The sequence below is a fragment of the Rhodococcus sp. YH1 genome (assembly GCF_009939605.1).
Classification (GTDB): domain Bacteria; phylum Actinomycetota; class Actinomycetes; order Mycobacteriales; family Mycobacteriaceae; genus Rhodococcus; species Rhodococcus aetherivorans.
Genome location: NZ_WVTE01000128.1, coordinates 1 through 6,459, shown reverse-complemented (window position 1 = coordinate 6,459; position 6,459 = coordinate 1). Strand labels below are relative to the sequence as shown.

Here is a 6,459-nt window from a genome sequence, read left to right as displayed (position 1 = left end):
CGTTTCGTCGACGCTGCGGGCGCGCTCCGCGATGGACGGCAGCAGCTCGCGGACCTTCGTCAGCACGTCGTCGGACATCGGTGTGTCTCCTTCGCGACCCGGACGGGTCACCGTGGCAGGAACAGGCACCCCATCCTGCGGTGCCGTCCGGATACACCGCCGCAGACGGTCCCGGACAGTGGGATGCGCTCCATCCCCGGTGAGCGGGCTCACCTAGCGTCGAGCACACGGTCGCAGGCGGCCACCGTCCCCCGGCCCACCCGCGCACAGCACCGGTGCCCGAGGTGCTCCATCCGATACGACATTCCATTCGAAAGGACGGACGACAGTGAGCTCCAGCAAGTCCGACGACGTCGAAGTTCGCGAGATCGAGGCCGGTTCCGCGCCCACCCGGTTCGCCCGCGGCTGGCACTGCCTCGGCCTGTCCGAGTCCTTCAAGGACGGCAAGCCGCACTCGGTCCATGCCTTCGGCACCAAGCTCGTCGTGTTCGCCGACAGCAACGGCGACCTGAAGATCCTCGACGCGTACTGCCGGCACATGGGCGGCGACCTCAGCCAGGGCACGATCAAGGGCGACTCGGTGGCCTGCCCGTTCCACGACTGGCGCTGGGGCGGCAACGGACGTTGCACTGCAATCCCCTACGCCCGCCGCGTTCCGCCGATCGCGAAGACCCGCGCCTGGCACACGCTCGATCAGGACGGGATGCTGTTCGTCTGGAACGACCCCGAGGGCAACCCGCCGCCGGCCGACGTGACCATTCCCCGCATCGCCGGCGCAACGAGCGACGAGTGGACCGACTGGGTCTGGTACACCACCGAGGTCGACACCAACTGCCGCGAGATCATCGACAACATCGTCGACATGGCGCACTTCTTCTACGTGCACTACTCGTTCCCCACGTATTTCAAGAACATCTTCGAGGGGCACGTCGCGACGCAGATCATGCACGGTCAGGCGCGGGAGGACATGCGGCCGCACGCCGACGGCCAGCCGAAGCTCGTCGGCAGCCGCTCCGAGGCGGCGTACTTCGGACCGTCGTTCATGATCGACGACCTGCAGTACAAGTACGAGGGCTACGATATCGACTCGGTGCTGCTCAACTGCCACTACCCCGTCACCGAGAACAAGTTCGTCCTGATGTACGGGATCATCGTGAAGAAGTCGGACGCCCTCGGCGACTCGGCCGACGAGACGGCCCGCAAGTTCGGTGACTTCATCGCCCGAGGCTTCGAGCAGGACGTCGAGATCTGGAAGAACAAGACGCGCATCGAGAATCCGCTGCTGTGCGACGAGGACGGCCCGGTCTACCAGCTGCGCCGCTGGTACGAGCAGTTCTACGTGGACGCGGCCGACGTCAAGCCGGAGATGACCGAGCGGTTCGAGTTCGAGATGGACACCACCCGCCCGGTGGCGGCGTGGATGAAGGAGGTCGAGGAGAACCTCGCCCGCACGAAGGACGCCGAGGAGGCGGCGACCACCGATGCAACCCCTGCAGTGCACTGAGTGCGGCGCCCGGGTTCTCGTCGCCAAGAACAGCTGGGAGCACACCTCCGTCCAGTGGAACGAGCAGGCGCGGTCCCGGTGCCCCGAGATGCGTGAGCAGGGTGGGCAGGACTCCCGGCCCGGGGCGCCGCGCCGCGGTTGCGCGAAGCTCGCCGAGACGATCACGTGGGCCGCGACCGAAGGCCGCCTCACCGTCCTCGACGACACCCCGGTCCCGGGACCGATCGTCCAGTAAGTCAGCCGGAAAGGAACTTTCGTGATCGACGTCCAGCACTACGGCCCATGGGCCGTCATCGCCGGCGGCTCCGAGGGCGTCGGCTCCGCCTTCGCCGACGAGCTGAGCAAGGCGGGGCTGAATCTGGTGCTCATCGCCCGCAAGCCCGGCCCGCTCGAGGAGACCGCGGAGAAGGTACGCAGCAACGGCGTCCAGGTCCGCACCCTGGCACTCGACCTGCTCTCCCCCGACGCCGTCGAGCAGATCCGGCAGGCGACCGACGACGTCGAGGTGGGCCTGCTCATCTTCAACGCCGGCGCCAACAGCTACGGCAACGAGTTCGTCACCGGCGACCTCGACGGCTTCCGTGGCGTCATCGACCTCAACATCCATCGGCAGCTCGAACTCTCGCACCTGTTCGGCGCGAAGATGAAGGAGCGCGGCCGGGGCGGCATCATGCTGCTCGGTTCGCTCGCCGGCTACATGGGGGCGGAACACCAGAGCATCTACGCGGCGTCCAAGGCGTTCAGTCGCGTGTTCGCCGAAAGCCTGTGGCTCGAGCTCGCCCCGCACGGGGTACACGTCGTCGAACTCGTCCTCGGCGTGACCCGCACCCCGGCGATGATCCGCGCCGGGCTGAACTTCGACATCCCCGGCATGCTCGTCGCCGAGCCGGAGGAGGTGGCCCGCGAGGGGCTCGAACACCTCACCGACGGGCCGGTGTGGGTGGCCGGCGGCAACTACGACGCGGCGGTCAAGCGCAGCGGCTTCCCGCGCGACACGCTCGTCAAGGGCGCGGCCGACGCCATGCGCAAGCTGCTCAACCGCGGCTGACTCGCTCGCATCGCAGGGCCGGCATCCGGAATCGGATGCCGGCCCTGCGACGTCCGTTCCGGGGCGCGAGAAACCTCACACCGGTTCCCCGGGCTCCGTTGGTGTGAAAGTGTCGACGGGCGGGTACCTTACCCGGGATCGGGTCGGCCGGGCGGCGCACATTCCATGACAGTCGGTCCACCGTCGACTTGCTGCGCCGGCAGGCCGGCCCGATCCACCGGAGCCGACGGCCGATGCCGTTCGGACACGGCTCAACCGCGGCGGATCAGGCCGTCGGCCGGGGGGACGGACGCACCGGCGGGGTGGGCGGGATCTGGGAGCTCGGCGCCTCGTCGGTGGGCGCGGAGCGCCACTGCGCACCGAGCAGGGCCCCGATGATCTTGTCCTGCACGAGGATGAGGATCAGGGTCATGACGCAGCCGTAACCGAAGATCACGACGAGCCACGGCAGGTTCGGCACGGGCGCACCGTCGGGCAGCAGAACCGACAGGTTCGTCACGAGCAGCGTCTCCACGACGCCGAGCAGCACGGCGGGGACCATGCCGAGCGGGGTGCGGCCGAATACGAGCGGGTGCACCGCGAGGACGAGGAAGATCACGCACGCCACTCCGATGCCCATCACGAGCTCGAGCGGTACCTCGGGCAGAGCGTTCTTCACGACGAGGAACGCTTCGCCCCCGGCAACGCCGCACGTGAAGCCGAGGAACATCCCCAACAGGGCGTGCGGTGAAGCCCGCAATGCGAAGTACAGCAGGACTGGCAAAATGACCATCGGACGGTAGAGCGCGAACGGTGTCGAGGCCTGGAACGGAATCATAAAGACGGTGATCAGCACCGCGCCGAGTACAGCCTGGACCAGAATTACATTGGTCTGCACCGACATTCGATTGATTCCTTGCAAGTGATGGTTGGGCTGGGCCCGCTCGCCGCCGACATGCCGAAGTCACTTCGAGGGGCGCCCTCGGGTGGGAAGTACGGCGAACCCGAGCCGGCACTGTCGGGCGGCACGGCCGAACCGCTACAGGTCGGACCGGGAGAGTTTCAAGATCTATCTTCCCCGATCGGTGCGCAGCAAAATGCCATCTGAACTGTACTTATACGCACATTCGCGACCCCGTTTCGCTGCCGGGTACGCGAGGGTCGGGGGGTGGCCGCAGCGACCGCCGAAACCACGATCAGTGGAGGAACCAGAAGCCCCTCCGACACCGGCTGTCACCACCCGAACCGGGCGGCCGCAACGGCGAAACGACCTGTGCGCACAGAAGAGCGCGGCCAGGATCCCCAGCGCATTGAAGGTGAGCAGCACACCATTCGATCTCCCTGTCTCGGTGGGCGCGTCAGGCACATCCGCCGTCTCGTCGTCCAGCTGTGCCTACACCAGGGGGCAGGCAGCGCCGCGGTGCGCACACGTCGTAGGCCAGCAAAGCCCGGGGCGATGTGGGGGCAACTTCATCGGCGCGCCGCCCGTACCGGGTTCCACGGGTACGGTCGCCCGCGGCACGGCGACGCCTGGACACTGCGTGTTCGGCTGTCCGCCCTGTGCAGGGAGGGGCTCGTCGACTACTCGTTGTCGTCTCGATTGCTCGCTGCAGACTGCCATCATGGGGACAGCGGACCGGATCGAGACGGAAAGGGAGCGCGCCGTGACCACGCACGACGTTCGGGCACTGGTCGCACGGTGGCGCGCTCTACTGGAAAGCGAAAAGATCCGTCGGCGGCGCGCCGCCGTGGTCGATCACGTGATCCACAGCATGGCGATGGAAGGTGAGCCGGTCTCCGACCGGTGGATCGAGCAGGCACGGCAGCGCCAGCGGGTAGTGCTGGGCTCGCACCGATCGTGCACGCACGGATCCGCGCAGCAGCGGCGACCGGCGGGTGAGCCGGCGGAGCCGGTCGATACCGGCAACACCCCCAGTTCGAGACGGTTATCGGGACCAAAACCCATCACCAGGTCGCCGATCTGATCGCCGAGCCGCTACGCTTGCTGCTCGACGAGCTGGCCTCCGGTCACGTCACCGACGAGGCAATGGACGTGGACCTGCTCCGCGAGTTCCATCGCCGGATCCTGATCGACGTGACGCCCGACATCGCCGACAGGTGGAGCAGGAAGCCGGTCCGGGTGGGAGGCCACTATCGCCGGAACACATTCATATGGACCGGGAGATGCGGGAGATGTTCCACAGCTTCACCGGCCGGCTCGACTACTGCGCCGGCGACGTCGAGCGTCAACTCGAGGCCCTCGCCTACCTGGAAGCTCAGGCGCTGCCCACGCATCCGTTCGAGGACTTCAACGGCCGAGCGGTCCGGGTGATGGTCGCCGAAGCGATGCGGCGTGTGGACTTTCCGGTCTCGAGCTCAGCGTCGAACGGGACACCGCCGAGCATGCCTGGAAGCCCTCACCCGATTCCCACCACCCCTGGGACTTACCCCAGGGGGCCGCCCGTGAGCACGGTCGAACATGCTGAACAAGCACGCCCAGCAGGCTTCCGAGCGAGTACGAACGCGGCTGTGCTGCGGACTGGGCCGAATACCTCGACCAAGCGGAGAAAACGCGTACCGAGTGCGCAGACCCGCGGCGGCGGTGCCGAACCGAAGGCCCGGCCCGCCGCGACGCAAGGCTGCATGCGTGGCGTGCATGCAGTGCATGCACCTCTCCGCCAGCCCGTTCGATTCATCCCGTCGGGACACCGCCACCCTCCCTGGTACGTGGATGATGCAGTTCCGTCACCGGATGCACCGACTGGAGGCCGGGCGCGGAAGACGAGAAGGGCCGGCTCGTACTGTGCAACCCCTGCAAGGCGCAATCCGAGCTGGCCGCCCTGCAGTGTCGCACGCTCGGTCGAGAGCGGCCCGAAATCGAACCGAGAAACCCCGCCGGAGAGAGTTTGGGGGGCAACTCCGGCGGGGCCTCGTGTCACCGTGCAGGGGGATGACGGTGACGTCCCAAACCCTACCGAACAGACACCGGCGCTGCGAGGTTCCCCGCCCGCCCCTGTCCGCTACCGGTGACCCCGGGAGTCGAACCATCACGCCCGCGCGACGCTGCCGCTCGTTCTGTCAGGCCCCGAGTTCGCGTTCGCGGTCGCGACCAGAAGGACCGTTGATGTTCGATACCGCAGATGCGGCGCCCGCGGCCTGGTTCGTGAAGCAGCATCGATCAGGACCCGAGGGGAGAGGTGTCGCCGGTGCACTCATGATTGTCCATGATGGATGATTCCGGTTATCCATCAAAAGCTTTGTATGGAAGTGGATTTGGTGGATGATCCCCACAAGGTCGATGGCGTGCTTCCCGGTGCCGTGCGCGGCCGCATGCGTAGCCGATCGTCGCAGTCCGCGAACATCTGCCGGGGTGGAAAGGGATCCGCGTACCGATGTGCAGCCTCGGGCGATCGACGATCCGGCGAACCCGGACGAGTCCGCTGTCGTGTCCCGGCTGCCGGCGAACACGGGAACCGCTACGACTACGTCCGGTGTGGTCTGCACGGACCGCTCAGCCGTGTGTAGCCCGGCCGCAGGACCAGCTCCGGGGTTTCAGGGTCGGTAGATGTGGGCGCGGTGGTCGATGTCGACAATCAGGAGGGTGCGGTGGTCGTCGTCGACACGGAGCAGGATGCGGTAGTCGCCGCGCCGGGCACTGCGCAGGCCTGCGAGATCGTTGCGCAGCGGTTTGCTCAGCCGGTGGGGATTCTCCGCCAGGGGGCCGGAGATGAATTCGACGACCGCATGCACGATCCGTCCCGGTAGTCGGGACAGGGCTCGGCGGGCCGGTGAGGCGATCGCGACGTCGTAGGGTGCCGGCGCCTCATCGGTCATCGGGGCGGCAGGCCGTGCTCGGCGCGCACCTCGTCGAGCGAGGCGGTCCGGCCGGCGGCGTACTCGCGGTCGGCGACCGCGACCGACTCGGCGG

6 protein-coding genes are annotated in these 6,459 nt (G+C 67.5%); 4 read left to right on the top strand and 2 right to left on the bottom strand.

Annotation, left to right across the window (positions count from 1 at the left end):
- Positions 1-328 precede the first annotated feature (328 nt).
- The 3 genes from AIIKEEIJ_RS11640 to AIIKEEIJ_RS11630 are packed head-to-tail and all read left to right on the top strand — an operon-like array spanning position 329 to position 2,552.
- Positions 329-1,504, top strand: a complete 1,176-nt coding sequence (locus AIIKEEIJ_RS11640; RefSeq protein ID WP_006935126.1) for a Rieske 2Fe-2S domain-containing protein — start codon at positions 329-331, stop codon at positions 1,502-1,504.
- A complete protein-coding gene (locus AIIKEEIJ_RS11635; protein ID WP_006935124.1) occupies positions 1,482-1,739 on the top strand; it encodes a hypothetical protein in 258 nt (85 codons plus the stop codon). The genes AIIKEEIJ_RS11640 and AIIKEEIJ_RS11635 overlap by 23 nt, the downstream gene beginning before the upstream one ends.
- A gap of 21 nt (positions 1,740-1,760) precedes the next feature.
- Positions 1,761-2,552: an SDR family NAD(P)-dependent oxidoreductase gene (locus AIIKEEIJ_RS11630; protein WP_006935123.1), complete on the top strand. Its 792-nt coding sequence runs from the start codon at positions 1,761-1,763 to the stop codon at positions 2,550-2,552.
- 265 nt (positions 2,553-2,817) lie between these two features.
- Here the strand turns inward: AIIKEEIJ_RS11630 and AIIKEEIJ_RS11625 are convergent, their stop codons facing one another.
- A complete protein-coding gene (locus tag AIIKEEIJ_RS11625) occupies positions 2,818-3,435 on the bottom strand; it encodes a hypothetical protein (protein WP_161995707.1) in 618 nt (205 codons plus the stop codon).
- Between the two features lie 760 nt (positions 3,436-4,195).
- Between AIIKEEIJ_RS11625 and AIIKEEIJ_RS32990 the strand changes: the two genes are divergently transcribed.
- Positions 4,196-4,516, top strand: a complete 321-nt coding sequence (locus AIIKEEIJ_RS32990; protein ID WP_238406314.1) for a hypothetical protein — start codon at positions 4,196-4,198, stop codon at positions 4,514-4,516.
- Positions 4,517-6,083: 1,567 nt separating this feature from the next.
- Here the strand turns inward: AIIKEEIJ_RS32990 and AIIKEEIJ_RS11615 are convergent.
- Positions 6,084-6,365 (bottom strand): type II toxin-antitoxin system RelE/ParE family toxin, encoded by a 282-nt coding sequence (locus AIIKEEIJ_RS11615; protein ID WP_161995706.1) that lies wholly within the window; start codon positions 6,363-6,365, stop codon positions 6,084-6,086.
- Positions 6,366-6,459 lie beyond the last annotated feature (94 nt).

Excerpts from the sequence above, each read along its gene's own strand:
- AIIKEEIJ_RS11635 (WP_006935124.1), top strand. The coding sequence starts at position 1,482 with ATGCAACCCCTGCAGTGCACTGAGTGCGGCGCCCGGGTTCTCGTCGCC.
- AIIKEEIJ_RS11625 (WP_161995707.1), bottom strand. The coding sequence starts at position 3,435 with ATGTCGGTGCAGACCAATGTAATTCTGGTCCAGGCTGTACTCGGCGCG.
- AIIKEEIJ_RS11615 (WP_161995706.1), bottom strand. The coding sequence starts at position 6,365 with ATGACCGATGAGGCGCCGGCACCCTACGACGTCGCGATCGCCTCACCG.